This window comes from Ruegeria sp. CDSA020 (genome assembly GCF_059612345.1).
The window spans coordinates 97,458-111,688 of record NZ_JBXWQK010000008.1 but is presented as its reverse complement, the minus strand read 5'-3'; the positions used below and the strand labels follow the sequence as shown (position 1 = coordinate 111,688).

At 57.7% G+C, this 14,231-nt stretch carries 18 protein-coding genes; 12 read left to right on the top strand and 6 right to left on the bottom strand.

The features are described from left to right. The first annotated feature begins 37 nt into the window (after positions 1 to 37). From AC2FJW_RS15105 to AC2FJW_RS15095, 3 genes are read left to right on the top strand one after another with little or no spacing between them, the layout of a single operon-like run. Positions 38 to 1,375 carry a DUF6638 family protein gene (locus AC2FJW_RS15105; protein ID WP_496697343.1) on the top strand — a complete coding sequence of 446 codons (1,338 nt, stop codon included), beginning with the start codon at positions 38 to 40 and terminating at the stop codon, positions 1,373 to 1,375. 1 nt (position 1,376) lies between these two features. Then, positions 1,377 to 1,643, top strand: coding sequence for a hypothetical protein (locus AC2FJW_RS15100; RefSeq protein WP_142638342.1), 267 nt, complete (start codon positions 1,377 to 1,379; stop codon positions 1,641 to 1,643). 10 nt (positions 1,644 to 1,653) lie between these two features. Then, complete coding sequence (locus tag AC2FJW_RS15095) at positions 1,654 to 2,298, top strand: DUF1523 family protein (protein ID WP_496689870.1); 645 nt, start codon at positions 1,654 to 1,656, stop codon at positions 2,296 to 2,298. 52 nt (positions 2,299 to 2,350) lie between these two features. Here the strand turns inward: AC2FJW_RS15095 and AC2FJW_RS15090 are convergent, their stop codons facing one another. The 6 genes from AC2FJW_RS15090 to AC2FJW_RS15065 form a co-directional block, all read right to left on the bottom strand. After that, a complete protein-coding gene (locus tag AC2FJW_RS15090) occupies positions 2,351 to 3,445 on the bottom strand; it encodes a flagellar basal body P-ring protein FlgI (protein WP_496697345.1) in 1,095 nt (364 codons plus the stop codon). Continuing rightward, positions 3,442 to 4,449 carry a flagellin gene (locus AC2FJW_RS15085; RefSeq protein ID WP_496750513.1) on the bottom strand — a complete coding sequence of 336 codons (1,008 nt, stop codon included), beginning with the start codon at positions 4,447 to 4,449 and terminating at the stop codon, positions 3,442 to 3,444. The genes AC2FJW_RS15090 and AC2FJW_RS15085 overlap by 4 nt, the downstream gene beginning before the upstream one ends. 2 nt (positions 4,450 to 4,451) lie before the next feature. After that, positions 4,452 to 5,903, bottom strand: a complete 1,452-nt coding sequence (gene flgK, locus AC2FJW_RS15080; RefSeq protein WP_496750511.1) for a flagellar hook-associated protein FlgK — start codon at positions 5,901 to 5,903, stop codon at positions 4,452 to 4,454. A gap of 33 nt (positions 5,904 to 5,936) precedes the next feature. Beyond that, on the bottom strand, positions 5,937 to 7,232 hold the full coding sequence (locus AC2FJW_RS15075) for a flagellar hook protein FlgE (RefSeq protein WP_496694089.1): 1,296 nt from the start codon (positions 7,230 to 7,232) through the stop codon (positions 5,937 to 5,939). Positions 7,233 to 7,330: 98 nt separating this feature from the next. Continuing rightward, positions 7,331 to 8,170 (bottom strand): flagellar motor protein MotB, encoded by an 840-nt coding sequence (locus AC2FJW_RS15070; RefSeq protein WP_496697349.1) that lies wholly within the window; start codon positions 8,168 to 8,170, stop codon positions 7,331 to 7,333. Between the two features lie 85 nt (positions 8,171 to 8,255). Next, positions 8,256 to 9,593, bottom strand: a complete 1,338-nt coding sequence (locus tag AC2FJW_RS15065) for a FliI/YscN family ATPase (RefSeq protein WP_496697351.1) — start codon at positions 9,591 to 9,593, stop codon at positions 8,256 to 8,258. A gap of 87 nt (positions 9,594 to 9,680) precedes the next feature. Here AC2FJW_RS15065 and AC2FJW_RS15060 point away from each other — a divergent pair, with 87 nt between their 5' ends. The 9 genes from AC2FJW_RS15060 to AC2FJW_RS15020 are packed head-to-tail and all read left to right on the top strand — an operon-like array spanning position 9,681 to position 14,231. Beyond that, on the top strand, positions 9,681 to 10,067 hold the full coding sequence (locus tag AC2FJW_RS15060) for a FlgB family protein (RefSeq protein WP_496707467.1): 387 nt from the start codon (positions 9,681 to 9,683) through the stop codon (positions 10,065 to 10,067). Between the two features lie 13 nt (positions 10,068 to 10,080). Then, on the top strand, positions 10,081 to 10,467 hold the full coding sequence (gene flgC / locus AC2FJW_RS15055; RefSeq protein ID WP_281973567.1) for a flagellar basal body rod protein FlgC: 387 nt from the start codon (positions 10,081 to 10,083) through the stop codon (positions 10,465 to 10,467). 11 nt (positions 10,468 to 10,478) lie between these two features. Continuing rightward, complete coding sequence (gene fliE, locus AC2FJW_RS15050; RefSeq protein ID WP_496750508.1) at positions 10,479 to 10,769, top strand: flagellar hook-basal body complex protein FliE; 291 nt, start codon at positions 10,479 to 10,481, stop codon at positions 10,767 to 10,769. A gap of 3 nt (positions 10,770 to 10,772) precedes the next feature. Further along, the gene (locus AC2FJW_RS15045) at positions 10,773 to 11,045 is read left to right on the top strand and encodes a flagellar biosynthetic protein FliQ (RefSeq protein ID WP_142638323.1); all 273 of its coding nucleotides are present in this window, start codon (positions 10,773 to 10,775) and stop codon (positions 11,043 to 11,045) included. Then, positions 11,045 to 11,755: a flagellar hook-basal body complex protein gene (locus AC2FJW_RS15040; RefSeq protein WP_496750507.1), complete on the top strand. Its 711-nt coding sequence runs from the start codon at positions 11,045 to 11,047 to the stop codon at positions 11,753 to 11,755. The genes AC2FJW_RS15045 and AC2FJW_RS15040 overlap by 1 nt, the downstream gene beginning before the upstream one ends. 21 nt (positions 11,756 to 11,776) lie before the next feature. Then, on the top strand, positions 11,777 to 12,562 hold the full coding sequence (gene flgG / locus AC2FJW_RS15035) for a flagellar basal-body rod protein FlgG (RefSeq protein ID WP_496750505.1): 786 nt from the start codon (positions 11,777 to 11,779) through the stop codon (positions 12,560 to 12,562). Further along, positions 12,562 to 12,978, top strand: coding sequence for a flagellar basal body P-ring formation chaperone FlgA (gene flgA / locus AC2FJW_RS15030; protein ID WP_496750503.1), 417 nt, complete (start codon positions 12,562 to 12,564; stop codon positions 12,976 to 12,978). The genes flgG and flgA overlap by 1 nt, the downstream gene beginning before the upstream one ends. Then, positions 12,978 to 13,709: a flagellar basal body L-ring protein FlgH gene (gene flgH, locus AC2FJW_RS15025; protein WP_496750501.1), complete on the top strand. Its 732-nt coding sequence runs from the start codon at positions 12,978 to 12,980 to the stop codon at positions 13,707 to 13,709. Before flgA ends, flgH begins: the two co-directional genes overlap by 1 nt. A 12-nt stretch (positions 13,710 to 13,721) precedes the next feature. Then, on the top strand, positions 13,722 to 14,231 hold the full coding sequence (locus AC2FJW_RS15020) for a flagellar basal body-associated protein FliL (RefSeq protein WP_496697362.1): 510 nt from the start codon (positions 13,722 to 13,724) through the stop codon (positions 14,229 to 14,231).

Sequence of the window (14,231 nt, the reverse complement as noted above, 5' to 3'; positions counted from 1 at the left end):
CAATCGAATGGTTGCCAACTGAACAAAGGCTCGCTTCATGATCCGCCTCATCGAAAAAGGCCTGATGTTTGGCAATCTCGTCCACATCTCCAGCCCGGCTCTGGTCGAGCGGTATAACCGCGCGTTGCAGCATCTGGCGGGCAAGACCACGGAACTGACGGATTTCCATGTCGATATCTCCGGCTACTCGCCAGAGGTGGGGATTGAGCTGGAGGACGAGCTCTACCTCAACCCCAACGGGGTCAACCGGCAGTTCATTCTGCTGACGACCGAGCAGAAACGCGCGCCTTTGCTGAACGTCAAATTCTCGACCTCGCGCGATATTCTGCGGGAATTTATCGAGATGAACGAGGCGCAGCTGTTTGCCCTGACCGCCACCGATGCGGTGGCCGGAGAGCTGGTGAACTCGGTCATCAAACTCAGCACCCCGCGTGACCTGTTCAACATCCAGAAGATCGAGATTGAGGCGGACACTGCTGGCGGCACCCTACGCAAGGCTCAGCAACTGGCGGGCATGGTTGAGCAGTTCAAAACGGAAGAGGATGCCTGGTTCGACGACGTGCTGATCGCCAAGATGATTGAGACGGCCAAGGAAACCGGCGACGTCACCCGCAACCCGGTCCACCTGCGCCACACTGCCTTTGAACAGCGTAATTTCTGGACCGCGCATTTCGGCGGGCTGTATCTGTTTCCAGACATGGATCACCCGGCGGCGATCTGCATGGGCGAAAAGCCCGACGATCTGAACATCAAATACACGTTTGACCCGTCGCAGCGGAACCAGATCGCCAAGTTTCTGGACTATAACGACCTGGTCGAACCCATCGTCAAGGCGCGCGGCGTGGATGCTGCTGCGATCCTGCAGCAAAAGATGGACTTCCTGACCGTCGACGCGGCCGCTGATGCCGGGGTCGATCTGACTGGCCTGAACCGCAGTGATATGCGTCGGCTGGCGCGCACCCACGCGGATCGGTTGCCAGAGGCCTATCATGGGCTGGCGCAGCTATTGCGTTGGGCGACGGATGGCGGGCGGTGGCCCCGGATCACCTCGGATCATTCGGCGTATTTCTATACGCTACGGGCCGCCGATACGCCGAACCGTGATCTGGTGAACATGCTGCTGGCCGAATTGGCCCCACTGGACCCGCGCCAGATGTTCATCTGCCACAAAGAGCTGTTCTATAGCACCTACAAATCCTGGTCCGAGGCCAAGAAGGCCTATGTTGCTGATTTCCTCGCGCGTGAGTATCAGGTGGACAAGGCGGGTGCCCGCGCTGCCCTGTTCGGACATGAGCCGGATATGAGCGGTCGAGACAGGATCAGCGAAACTGTTATCGCCCGCGTTGGGCCCTGGGGCGCATTAGGAAAGGATTGAAATGTTCGGAGCGATGCGCCTGTTTCTGATCCTGCTGGTCATCCAGACCGTGGCCTATTTTGCCCTATCGCTGTATTCACGCAGTGTGCGTCGCCGCAGGCTAGAGCATTGGTGGGACGAAAAGGGCAAAACCGGAGACAAGGCAGCCTTTGTCGCACGGGGGCTGCACGTCTATGACAATTCGTTCCGGCGCAAATTGATCCTGGGTGTCTATGTTGTGCCTTGGGTAGCGATCGGGTCGCTGATCTACATTGTGAACTACATGTGAGAGGTAAAGCATGGCCTATTTGAAATGGGCATTCATTCTGATTTTCTGGGGAACGGTCGCCGTAATCCTTCAGTATTCTCTGCCGCAACGGGATGTGGTTCGGATCGTCAACACCTATGAAGAACGGCAGGACCTGAACGACTGGACCCGGATCTTCTGGTCCGAGCCCGATGATCAGTCGGCCAGTCTGTCGAACCGGGATGTACAGTTCATTCAGGCCGTACGTGCCAATGGCAAACCGATTGTGTATCGCAACGAAGATACCAGCTGGGGTTGGCCGCCCTATTTCAAATTCGACACTGCCAATTTGTATACCGAAGCCAATGACGCGATCTCGGACAAAAACGACCCGGACTGGGTTGCCGTGACGCATTATGGCTGGCGGAATGAGTTCATGTCGATCTTTCCCAACGCTGTCTTTATCAAACATGTCGATGGTCCGGATGCGCGTCTGATCCCTTGGTTCAACATCGTCTTCCTGACGGTCTTCTTTGCGATTGTCTGGGCAATCTGGGTGCGCTGGCGCAGGTTCCGCCAGGCGCGGATCGATCCGATGATCGAGAGTGTCGAGGATGGGTTGTATGCAACCGGCGACGCCATCGGTGAGCATCGCAACCGATTCCGCAAATGGTTGGACAGTTGGAAATCAAAGTGACGTGAATTCCCGGCGGGTCTTGGGGCTGTGCGCCTACCGCCGGGATAGCCCTTCATCGAACGATGAACTCGGCGTGTAATGCTCCGGCCGCTTTGATCGTTTTCAGGATGTCGATCATGTCGCGGGGTGAGACACCCAAAGCGTTTAGCCCTGCGACGACTTCGGACAAGGTCGTGGCCTCGGGAATTTCCGCCAAACCGGTGCCTTCCTCTTCTTCGATACCGGCTACGGTACGCGGAACCACGACGGTTTCGCCTCGTGCGAACGGGTTTGGCTGAACCGCGATAGGGGCCTCTTCGACCGTCAGTGTCAGGTTGCCCTGCGAGACTGCCACGCGTGAGATCCGCACTTCCTGACCCATGACAATCGTGCCCGAACGCTGATCGACTACTACTCGCGCCTTTGTTTCTGGCTCTACTAGGATATTTTCAATGCGCCCAAGCGCATGCGCTGTCGAGATCGCCTGTGTCGCTGCAATATTCAGCTCGACCGTCCCGGAATCGCGCATGATCGCTACGGCTCGGTTGAATTCGGTATTGATTGCCTGCTCGATCCGACCGGCGGTTGTGAAATCCGGTTCACGCAGGGCCAGGCGCATTTGGGTCAGATCGGAAAGCTCAAAGTCGATTTCACGTTCGACCCGTGCCCCGGAGGGGATCACGCCGGATGTCGGAACCCCTTGAGTGACCGAAGCCGCATCGCCTTCGGCAACGGCGCCACCGGCAAGGACCGTCCCCTGCGCCACCGCATAGATCTGACCATCTGCCGCATTCAGCGGTGTCATGATAAGCGTCCCGCCCAGCAAGCTTTTGGAATCGCCGATTGCCGAAACGGTGACGTCGATCTGTCCACCAACCCGCGAAAAGGGGGGTAGGCTGGCCGTCACAAGAACAGCGGCGACGTTCTTGGGGCGAAAATCCTCACCATTCACGTTCACACCAAGCCGTTCCAGAATATTGGACATGATCTCTTCGGTGAACGGAGAATTCCTGAGCCCATCGCCGGTTCCATTCAATCCGACCACAAGACCATAGCCAACAAGGTCATTGCCGCGTACCCCGTCAAAATCGACAAGGTCCTTCAAGCGGACTGCCCCGGCAAAAGACAGGCTCGGAAGCAGGATCAGGAGAATGGCAAGTAATCTCATCTCAGGAAATTCACCAACGATAGGTTCGCGTTGCGAACGGTGACAGAATACAGGCTTTCCAATTGAAATTGGACAGTCTGCAGTTGCGCTGCGGTTTGATACGGGTCCGCGGCGATCAGAGAGTTTCGGCTGTAATCCAGGCTGGTACGCGCCGCCGCGTTGCGCGTGGCGGCTTGTTCAATCCGGGCCTCCGCCGAACCAACATCCGCCCGCAGGTTCACTGTGCCGTCCTGCGTATTGGCAAGCTCGACCCCCAGCTGGGTGAATAGGGACGTACGCAGATCATTGGGCAGTCCCAGATTATCGTCCGAAACCAGAGCGGCGACGGCGATGTCCCGCAACGCGGCTTTGAGCGTCGGATCGGTCGCAGTGATCGGAATAGAGACACTTTCATTCTCCGAAATGCTCATCGGTGCCAGAGTTGTGTCTGCACCCTGATAGATAACCGCATCGAAACCCGCAGGATCATTGAACCAGTCTTCCGCAGCTTGTGTGATGTCCGTGAGTGTTGTCAGCCCCGTCAACTCAGCCTCTAACGCGGTCAACAAGGTATCCGCAGATGCCAGAGGCGACACATCAGTATCCACGCCGGAAAACAGGCTTCGGCCACCCGCACGGGTGTTCAATGCCGACATGACCGTATCCAGCTCATTTCTGGCCTGGACAGAGGCATGCTCATGCGTGACCGCCTGATTGGAGGTCCCATATGCCAGTAAGGATGACGTCAGGCGCCCCACCGCGTCGTTGACCGTCGTCAGGCTAAGCTGCATGGCGTCGGTGAACAGACCGGCTTCGGCTGTGGCTACCTGAAAGGCATCCAGGCGCGACAGGTTGCGATCCATATCCAGAAGATAGGAATAATCCCCGTCCAGATGGCCGGAGACATCCTGCACTTTGCCTGAAGACATCTCATAAGACAGGGTTTCGATCTGATTTTTGATATCAGTCGCCCGCGATTTCAGGGTCAATCCGCGCGCGAGGTCGCCCATAGAGGTTACATTCATCATCACAGCCTCAACAACGTGTCCATAAGTTCATCGACGACCGAAACCAGTCTGGCATTTGCCGCATAGGCTTGTTCGATTTGCATTAGCCGCTGCAATTCCTGATCGGTATCGACGCCCTGTTCGGCCTCAATGGCCGTCATTTCCAGATTGGCGCTGTTTGCAAACATCCGCCGCCCATCGGCCACATGTGCGTCCGACCCAATCCGTGACAGCAACGCCTCGGAGATGTCTGCGGCGCGCATGTTTCCGGCCCCGAAAACAGCGCCGGCAACAGGGCGTTCGTCGTTCAGAGTTGAGCTGAAGACGCGCAGCTGGCTGGCATCTCCGGCGCTGCCGGGGGCGGTCGCACCCAGCCCGGCGCGAAGTTTCCAGCTGTCTCCTCCGGCGTCCGGGTCGACGATTGCGTTCAAGCTGATGCGCGAGGCCAATCCCGTCACCGATGCCGGATCAAACCGGCTGCCATCATCGGTGAAAACGCCCGGATCAGTGGCCAGCGCGGTCGGATCCAGCCCCGGCGTTTCGAACCTTTCGATAAGATCGCGCGCAACAGCATCCAGATCGACCTGAGCCTCAACCGCGATTTCATCCCGAATCTGGAATTGGGCCATCAATGCACCGCCGCGAATTTGGGCGAAATCGCCACTGGTACGGACAGGGTTTCCGTTCATCTCAAGCCCGGACAACAACCCGTTTGCCAGGGTCATATGGGGCTTGGTGTCGCCGGTTGTCGAAAAGGAGAACTCGGCCGCAGTGTTTTCCAGCAATATCAAGCCGCCATCAGAATAAAGCGAGACCTGATCATTGTCCCTTTGAATCACATTTACAGGAACCAGTTCGTTGACCTGATCAATCAGGACCTGTCGTTGATCCAGTAGCCCACCAATATCGGCGCCGGAATACTTAATGGCCGGGATCTTGGCATTCAGCTCTTCAATATCCTTGAGGGTCTGATTCAGGGTGTCGACCTGTTTGCCGATGGACCGGTCCGCGTTGGATCGCATCTGACGCAACCCTTCAGAGGCTTCGTTCAGACCGCGTGCCAGATCCTGAGCCGTGCGCGCGACCTGGTCCAGTCGTTCACTGGAATCCGGCAGGCTTGCCGCTGTTAACAGGCTGCTGTCGAAATCAGCCAGCCGAACCGAAAGCGATGCGGGATCATCGGCGGACCCTACCAAAGATTCCAACCTTGTGTGAAAGTCCGAAATGGCGGTGTGAAAGGCCAGATCGGCATCCGTGGCCCGACGGTTGGACATGAGGACGGGATCCTGATGACGAATGACACCTACGGTACGCACGCCGTGACCGGAAATCGTGTTGGTTGCCAGTTCCAGAGACCTGCGCGCGTAGCCGGGCGTCAATGCGTTTGCGATATTTTCGGACACAACCGCCGCACCGCGACTGGCGGCGGTCAGGCCGCCCAACGCGTTGTTCAATGCTGTGGACATATTCATTCTGCAGGTCCCTTTCCTGAATCAAAACCCTGATCAGCGTTTGATATTGGTTGTTTCCTGAAGCATCTCATCCACCGTTTGGATAACCTTTGCGCTGGAAGAGTAAGCCCGCTGTGTCTGGATCATCGAGGTCAGCTCGGTCGCCACATCGGTAGTGGATTCTTCGCGCGCAAAAGAAACCAGGTCGCCGGTTGGCCCGTCCCCCGCATTCCACAGAAAGAACGTCCCGCTTTCCCGGGATGGTGCATAGGTCTGGCTGTCCAGCGCGGTCAGTCCATTTGGGTTCGGAACATCCGCCAATGGGATTTGGTACATGCGTCGGCTGACGCCGGTATCGTAGAACGCATAAACATACCCGTTTTCGTCAACCTGAACGCTGGTCATGGTGCCGACCGCCGAACCGTCGCGCGTGATCGAAACTGGTGCAAATGTATCGGACAGTTGCGTGATTCCGTCGGCATCCCCGATTTCCCCTATATTGATCTCCATCGGGCCGCCGGCCACGTTCACCATAACGCTGCCGGTAGCTGGGTCATATGCACCGCCGGTGACCGCAGTTACGCTGGCCAGCGTGCCACCCGCAGTTCGGCTATCGGTGAAGGTCAGGGTGTATTCACCGATAATGGCGCCGCCCGAGGCTGAATCGCGCATGATCATCGTCCATTCGTTACTGCTGCCGGTGGCCGGCACTGTAGGGACAAGTTCGATATCAACGCTTTCGGATTTTCCCAGATTGTCGAAATATTCAACGGACAAGGGCTGCATGTCGCCAGGGGAACCCGCATCCGTAGCGGTCGCGGGCAGGTTCATGCGCAGATTCATCTGCGTCGTGGGCGCGCCCGACAGTTGATTAACACTGAGCTGAATGGGTTCAAGCGCAGCAGGCGTGTCACGTGGAACCGCAGGGATGGTTCCATCCGCATTCGCACGCCAACCCAGCAGAACAAGCCCTGATTCGGTGACCAGATATCCTTCTTCATTGGTGCGGAACGACCCTGTCGTGGTCAGCAACATCTCATTCGAACCGGCCGCGATCTGAGAACTTGGTCGTACCGGCATCATGCCGCGCCCACGCACCGCAAGGTCGGTGGAGTTGTTGGTTGTCACCAGCGAACCGCGCTGGTCGATCAGGCGTTGGCTGGTGGTGCGAACGCCCCCAGCGGAATAGCTGCCGCCCTGGCCGGAGGTGACCATAGAATGGAAATCAGTTTCCACCCGTTTATACCCGAAGGTTGATGAATTCGCGATATTGTCCGAGATCGTCGCCAGCCGGTTTGCGTTGGCCTTCAATGCGGCCACGCCAGCGTTCAGCGAAGAGGAAATTGTCATTGGCACGCCCTTCTGTTGCGTCAAATCTTGATGCAACAGCTAACGCGCTGGGCCTTAACAGCGCGCTAACAGGTAAAATGCCGTCTATCCTTTTATTCTCAGGTGCCGCGCAGAAAGATGATCTCGATCCTGTTGTTGCGTGCGGCCATCGGGTTTTCATCCGACAATTTTCGGTCGGCATGGCCGGTTACGCGGTCCAACCTGAGCGGCGCAACACCCTTGTCTTGCAGCATTTGGCGGACTTGCTGAGCGCGCGAGGTAGACAAATCCCAGGCCGGGTTTTTGGCCAGAACCACCGGCGAGGAACCGACATGCCCTCCGACCGCCATGTCATTTGTCACCAGATCAGAGGATCGGGCCACCAACAATGTCAGAGCACGCAGCATATTGGTTGGTTGGTTCGTCCCTGATTCGAACAGAGGTTGATCCTTGGTGGCAAAGAGTTCGACCACCAGACCCTCATCCGTCACGCGGGTGACGATATGTTTGAGGACCTTGTCGGACACCATGCTTTCGCCGGTTCGCCCCATAAGCTCTGATTCCAGTGAGGAAAAGTCTTCGACCGTTTCTTTTCCGCCGCCGTCCGAGCTGACGCCAACCGATCCACGCGCTTGTCGCGCGGGCGTCGGGCTGCGTTTGCTGGCGCCGGTCCCGTCCATGACCAGAGTTTCCTCAGAGAACATGTTATTGCCGCCAAAGGCCCCATCGCCGCCACCCGAAACCGGGTTTATGGGAATGGTCGGCGAGAAATAATCCGCAAGCCCTTTGCGTTGTTGTTCCGTTGTTGCATTCAGCAGCCACATCAACATGAAGAACGCCATCATGGCTGTGACAAAGTCGGCATATGCGACTTTCCACGCGCCACCATGGTGACCATCGCCACCTGACACACGTTTCTTCTTGATGATGATTGGCGCCACATTGGATTGCGCACCCATCTCCACCACCTTTTTATCACCCAGTTACAGGGGTAGCCGGGCAGGTCTTAAGGTGGGCTTAACACTTAAAACTGTCTTGAATTCCTCACTGCGGTAATGCTGCCCCGGCACGGCGCAGAATCAGTTGCAGGTGGTTGAAACTGTTGCTGATTCCGTCCGGCTCGGCCTTGCCGAAAAAGGCATCAAGCTCGTCATGAACCCGGACTGCCTGATCCAATAACGGGTCTGCCCCCTCGGCATAAAGCCCGGCTTTGATCATAACCTCGGATTGCTCGTAACTACCAACCAGCCTGCGGGTTTCCGAGATCATCCGGTTTTCCGCCTCGGAGGCAGCTCCCGGCAGGCTGCGTGAAACTGACCGGCTAAGGTCAATGGCGGGGAAACGGCCGCGCTCGGCGATTTCGCGGCTCAGGACGATATGCCCGTCCAGAACGCCACGCAGAATGTCCGCTATCGGTTCATCCATGTCCGAGCCCGCAACCAGAACGCTGAAAACTGCTGTGATATCACCCTGATCAGCCGTGCCCGGCCCGGTTCGTTCGCAAAGACCAGCGATCAAGGGCGTGACCGAAGGTGGGAACCCGCGCAAAGTGGGGGCCTCACCCATCGCAACAGCGATTTCGCGGTGCGCCTCGGCAAAGCGGGTGACCGAGTCAGCCAGAAACAGGACGTTCAGCCCCTGATCCCGCAGGAATTCCGCGACTGAAAGTGCCGACCATGCACAGCGCCTGCGGGCCAGCGCAGACTGATCCGAGGTTGCCGCCACAACCACAGATCGTGCCAACCCCTTGGATCCAAGCGCATGTTCAACGAACTCATTGACTTCACGACCCCGTTCGCCGACCAGAGCGACCACAACCGCGTCTGCCTGCATCGACCGCGCCAGCGTGGCCAACAGGGTCGACTTGCCGACCCCTGACCCGGCGAACAGGCCGATACGCTGCCCCTGCACCACAGGCAACATGGTGTTCATGATGCTCAGCCCGGTTTCCATCCGCGCGCCCAGCGGTTTGCGGGCAACGGCAGGTGGAGGGCTTTGCAGGATGTCTCGTTCCTGAGTGCCCGACAGCAACGGCTTGCCGTCCAGCGGTTTGCCGAAGGGATCAATGACCCGGCCCAGCCAGTGCAGTCCGGGGGAAAATGCCGGTGTCTGATTTAGAATCACCCGATCACCCAAGCAAACCCCATCGGGTGCAGCGGCGGGTAACATGTGGATCAGATCCGATTCGACATGCAGAACTTCACCCGCCAGATCAGGGCCGCTGCGCCGCCGCAGGGTCAGGTTGTCGCCGATGCGGGCAACGTACTCCAACCCCTCTATTTCTATGACGCCGCGCCCAACACTGGCCACGCGGCCCATATGGCGCATGGCAGACAGACGGTCGAATTCGCATTTCAGAAGCATCGGGTCGAGATTGGTCATCGTGGGTTCTCCAACGGGTTTCTGAAAACGGTTTCTAAAGGAATCGGGGTTAAGGCTTGATTGAAATTGATCGAGGGAGAAGCCCCGATGTTCTCTGACCTGAACGTCTTTAAGACAGCGTACGCAATGGCAACCCATGCCGGGCAACGGCAGTCTGTCATTGCGCGAAACATGGCAAATGCGGATACGCCGGGTTATCAGCCCCGCGATATCGAGACCTTTCAGAAAGCTTTCGAAAGTTCCGGGCGTGAGGTTGCGATGACCGCCACGCGGGCCAGGCATCTGAACGGCGCCGCCGCAGCCCAACCCTGGGCCGAGTTCGATGCCGCACCCTCGGGCGATCCCAACGGAAATGGTGTTTCTCTTGAGGAAGAAATGCTCAAAGCGGTCGAGGTCAAGCGTCAACATGACCGCGCGTTGGCGATCTATAAATCCTCGATTGGCATCCTGCGTACCAGCCTTGGTCGCGGGTGAGGAGGGCTGAGAGATGAGCGATTTTTCCCATTCCCTTTCCGCCTCGGCCAGCGCCCTGCGCGCGCAGGCGGCCCGTTTGCGGCACGTCTCCGAAAACATCTCGAATGCGGATACGCCGGGATATCGGCGCAAAACCGTGCCGTTTGAAGCGGTCAGCAAAGATGGTGCGCAAATGGTCGAGACCGGGCGCGTTAAGCTTGATCGTCGCGACCTGTCGCGCATCTATGACCCCGGCCATGCGTTGGCCGATGAGACCGGCCATTATCGCGGGTCCAATGTAGATTTGATGATCGAAATCGCTGACGCGCGTGAAGCGCAGCGCAGCTACGAAGCCAATCTCAAGATGTTCGACCAGACACGACAAATGTCGTCGAGCCTTATGGAACTTCTCAGAAAATAAAGGACACCAGAATGGATATCCGATCCCTGACCGCCGCGCAGAGCTATGCCGTAGCGCGGCCCGCTACGCAGCCCGACCCCGACCTTGCCGGAATGGCACAGGGGTTGCGCTCAACCTTTCAGGACTTTGCCGCAACATTGAAACAGTCCGAGCAGATGTCCGGCGCGGCGATGACCGGCCAAGCCGATCCGCACGCGCTGGTTCAGGCGTTGGCGCAGACCGAACTGGCCGTCGAAACCGCCGTCATCGTGCGCAACAAAGTGGTCGAGACCTATCAGGAAATCCTGCGGATGCCGGTCTGATCGATGCTCAGCGAAGGTCTCTATTATGACATCGTCCGCCAGGCATTGTGGGTTGCGGTGATCACATCCGTCCCGATCCTGGCGGTGGCACTGGTCTCGGGTCTGGTCGTGGGTCTGTTCCAGGCGCTGACCTCGGTGCAGGAAATGACGCTGACCTTCGTGCCAAAGCTTATCGCCATCGTGATCGTTTTCTGGATTTCGATGGGGTTCATGACCCAGACGCTGGTGACGTTCTTCACCTCAACCCTCATCCCACTGATCGCCGGAGGCCGCTGATGGATACCTCATATACTACCTTATCCCGCCAATCGGGGCTGATGAATGAAATGCGGCTGGTGGCGAACAATATCGCCAACGCCAATACCACGGGGTACCGCCAGCAGGGCTTGGTGTTTTCCGAGTTCGTGAAAGCCTCGCCGGGCTATCCGTCCTTGTCCATGGCGCGGGCAGAGGCACGCAATACCTCGTTGCAACAAGGCGTTCTGACCGAAACCGGCGGGCAATTTGATTTCGCCATCGAAGGCGACGGGTTTTTCATGATCGAAACCCCCAGCGGCAACCGGCTGACACGGGCGGGTGCGTTTTCACCCAGTGCCGAGGGTGATCTGGTTACCATGGATGGGCACCGGGTTCTGGATAGCAACGGCGCCCCGGTTTTCATCCCGCCCGATGCCGCGTCGATTGATGTCGGCAGCGACGGTACGCTCAGTATCGAAGGACAGGTTCTGGGGCAGATCGGCGTCTACCGCGTTGCTGATCCCACCAGTCTGGTGCGCGAAGGCAATACTCAGTTTCGGTCAGATGCAGCGATTGAACCCGTGGAGGAGCCGGTCATTGTGCACCGATTCCTCGAAGGATCGAACGTGAACGCGATCGAACAGGTCACCCGGATGATCGAAATCCAGCGCGCCTATGAGTTGGGGCAGAGTTTTCTTGAAACCGAAGACGAACGTGTGCGTGGGGCGCTTAAGGCGCTGATGCGCTGATTTGATAACGGAGGAATTGATATGCGGGCACTGAAAATCGCAGCGACAGGCATGACCGCGCAGCAGATGCGGGTCGAGACGATCTCGAACAACCTGGCGAATATGAATACCACAGGCTACAACGCGCGCCGCGCCGAGTTTGCAGACCTGCACTATCAACAAATGGCGCGCGCAGGGACGGTGAATGCCAATGACGGCACCGTCTTGCCCACAGGTATCCAACTGGGTCTGGGGGTGCGCCCGGCTGCGGTCACCGTGCAGCTGGCACAGGGTGCGTTGGCGGCCACTGGCAGCGATTTGGATGTCGCAATCGAAGGGCGCGGCTATCTTGAGGTGACGTTGCCCAGCGGTCAGTCCGGCTTTACCCGCGACGGCAGCCTGAAGCGCTCGGCAGAGGGGTTGATCGTTACCTCAGACGGTTTCGCCGTCGCGCCTGAGATCACGATTCCGGACGATGCAAGGTCGATTTCGATCAACGCATCGGGTGAGGTCTATGCCTATTTCGACGATGCCGCCGAGGGGCAGCTGCTGGGTGAATTTACCCTGGCCAGTTTCTCCAATGCGAAGGGGTTGGAGGCGATCGGCAGCAACCTGTTCAAAGAAACCGAAGCCTCGGGCGCGCCTGTCATCGGCACTCCGGGTGAGGGTGGGATGGGCACCCTGCGGCAGGGATATCTCGAGGACAGCTCGGTCGATGCGGTGCGCGAAGTCACTGAACTGATCGAGGCCCAGCGGGGGTATGAGATGAACGCCAAAGTCATCTCGGCCGTCGATCAGATGATGGGCGCTACAACGCAGGTACGGTGATGCGTGCCCTGTTCATAGCGCTGATGACGATCAGCCCGCTTTGCGCCCTGGCTGAAATTGTGGTGCCGATCCGGACCATCCGCGCCAAAGAGGTGATCTCGGCTGCCGATCTTGAGATCAAAGATCAGGTTGTCCTCGGAGCGGTTACAAACCCCGATGATCTGATCGGTCAGGAAACGCGCATCGCGCTCTACCCCGGACGTCCGGTGCGCGCTGCCGATGTTGGACCGCCCGCATTGGTGGACCGCAATGATCTGGTGGTTCTGGTCTTTGACCGCCAGCCCCTTTCGATCACAGCCGAGGGCCGTGCCCTTGGGCGTGGGGCTGTCGGTGATCGTATTCGCGTCATGAATCTGTCGTCCCGCACTACCGTCGTTGGCTTTATCCGACCAGACGGTCAAATCGAGGTAAAATGATGTCCGGAAAACTAAAACTGTTGATGATGGCAAGTCTGGCTCTGACCGCCTGCGGCCGCATAGATCATTTGGGAAAGCCACCAAGTTTCACACCCGCGGACGAATCTGCTGAACATGTCGCCATGCTGTGGCCGGGTTTACCGTTGCACACGCAGCCGCAACGCAATGTGGATCGGTCATCGCTGTGGAGCGGGGGGCAGCAATCGCTTTTGGGTGATCAGCGCGCGATCAAAAAGGGCGATATCCTGACAGTTGTGATCGAGCTGGACGAGAAAGCCGAGATTTCCAACGATACGAACCGCTCGCGCAGCGGGTCCGAAAGCCTTGAGGTTCCAGAGCTGTTCGGCCTGCCGCAGCGCGCATTGGAACGGCTGCCCGATGGGGCGACGCTGGACGAAGCTGTTGGGATCGACTCATCCTCGGTCAGTAAAGGCAAGGGCTCGGTCAAGCGTAAGGAAAAGCTGACACTTAGAGTCGCCGCGACCGTCATCGACGCCTTGCCGAATGGTGTGCTGGCCATATCAGGCTCGCAGGAGCTGCGCGTGAATTTCGAACTCCGAGAGCTATTGGTCACGGGATATGTGAGGCCACAGGATATCTCGCGGAAAAATGAAATCACCTATGACAAGATTGCTTCGGCGCGCGTATCTTATGGTGGCCGCGGTCAGATCATGGATGTGCAGCAGCCCCGTTACGGCCAGCAGGTCCTTGATACAGTTTTGCCGTTCTGAGGTCGTATAACAATGAAAAATCTAATTCCTATATTGTTTCTGCTTGTTGGCCTAGGCGGTGGAATTGGTGCGGGAATTGCCATGTCTCCTTCTGAAAAAACCAAAGATGGTGACATGGATAAATCCGCTGCCGCCGAACCCAAGAAAGCCAAGGAGAAGGCCACTAAGACCAAGTCGGACAAAAAGGATACGTCCAGCAAGTATGAATATCTGAAGATGACGAAACAGTTTGTGATCCCGGTCGTGAAGTCCGACCGGATTGCCGCATTAGTCACAATGTCGCTGAGCCTGGAAACCAAACCCGGCGTTGCTGAAACGATTTATGAGTTTGAGCCAAAGTTGAGGGATGGGTTTCTGCAGGTTCTGTTCGATCACGCAAATACCGGTGGTTTCAACGGCAACTTTACGGAATCCGACAATCTGGATTTGGTCCGAAAGGCTTTGCTGCAGGTCGCCAAGAAGGATTTGGGTGATGACGTGCTGCAAGTCCTGATCATGAGTGTTAACCGTCAGGATACTTGA

Excerpts from the sequence above, each read along its gene's own strand:
- AC2FJW_RS15075 (WP_496694089.1), bottom strand. The coding sequence starts at position 7,232 with ATGACAATTTCCTCTTCGCTGAACGCTGGCGTGGCCGCATTGAAGGCC.
- flgK (WP_496750511.1), bottom strand. The coding sequence starts at position 5,903 with ATGAATATGTCCACAGCATTGAACAACGCGTTGGGCGGCCTGACCGCC.
- AC2FJW_RS15040 (WP_496750507.1), top strand. The coding sequence starts at position 11,045 with ATGGATACCTCATATACTACCTTATCCCGCCAATCGGGGCTGATGAAT.
- AC2FJW_RS15020 (WP_496697362.1), top strand. The coding sequence starts at position 13,722 with ATGAAAAATCTAATTCCTATATTGTTTCTGCTTGTTGGCCTAGGCGGT.
- AC2FJW_RS15045 (WP_142638323.1), top strand. The coding sequence starts at position 10,773 with ATGCTCAGCGAAGGTCTCTATTATGACATCGTCCGCCAGGCATTGTGG.
- fliE (WP_496750508.1), top strand. The coding sequence starts at position 10,479 with ATGGATATCCGATCCCTGACCGCCGCGCAGAGCTATGCCGTAGCGCGG.
- AC2FJW_RS15065 (WP_496697351.1), bottom strand. The coding sequence starts at position 9,593 with ATGACCAATCTCGACCCGATGCTTCTGAAATGCGAATTCGACCGTCTG.
- AC2FJW_RS15085 (WP_496750513.1), bottom strand. The coding sequence starts at position 4,449 with ATGAATGTAACCTCTATGGGCGACCTCGCGCGCGGATTGACCCTGAAA.
- AC2FJW_RS15095 (WP_496689870.1), top strand. The coding sequence starts at position 1,654 with ATGGCCTATTTGAAATGGGCATTCATTCTGATTTTCTGGGGAACGGTC.
- AC2FJW_RS15070 (WP_496697349.1), bottom strand. The coding sequence starts at position 8,170 with ATGGGTGCGCAATCCAATGTGGCGCCAATCATCATCAAGAAGAAACGT.
- flgH (WP_496750501.1), top strand. The coding sequence starts at position 12,978 with ATGTCCGGAAAACTAAAACTGTTGATGATGGCAAGTCTGGCTCTGACC.
- AC2FJW_RS15100 (WP_142638342.1), top strand. The coding sequence starts at position 1,377 with ATGTTCGGAGCGATGCGCCTGTTTCTGATCCTGCTGGTCATCCAGACC.
- flgC (WP_281973567.1), top strand. The coding sequence starts at position 10,081 with ATGAGCGATTTTTCCCATTCCCTTTCCGCCTCGGCCAGCGCCCTGCGC.
- flgA (WP_496750503.1), top strand. The coding sequence starts at position 12,562 with ATGCGTGCCCTGTTCATAGCGCTGATGACGATCAGCCCGCTTTGCGCC.
- AC2FJW_RS15105 (WP_496697343.1), top strand. The coding sequence starts at position 38 with ATGATCCGCCTCATCGAAAAAGGCCTGATGTTTGGCAATCTCGTCCAC.
- AC2FJW_RS15090 (WP_496697345.1), bottom strand. The coding sequence starts at position 3,445 with ATGAGATTACTTGCCATTCTCCTGATCCTGCTTCCGAGCCTGTCTTTT.
- flgG (WP_496750505.1), top strand. The coding sequence starts at position 11,777 with ATGCGGGCACTGAAAATCGCAGCGACAGGCATGACCGCGCAGCAGATG.
- AC2FJW_RS15060 (WP_496707467.1), top strand. The coding sequence starts at position 9,681 with ATGTTCTCTGACCTGAACGTCTTTAAGACAGCGTACGCAATGGCAACC.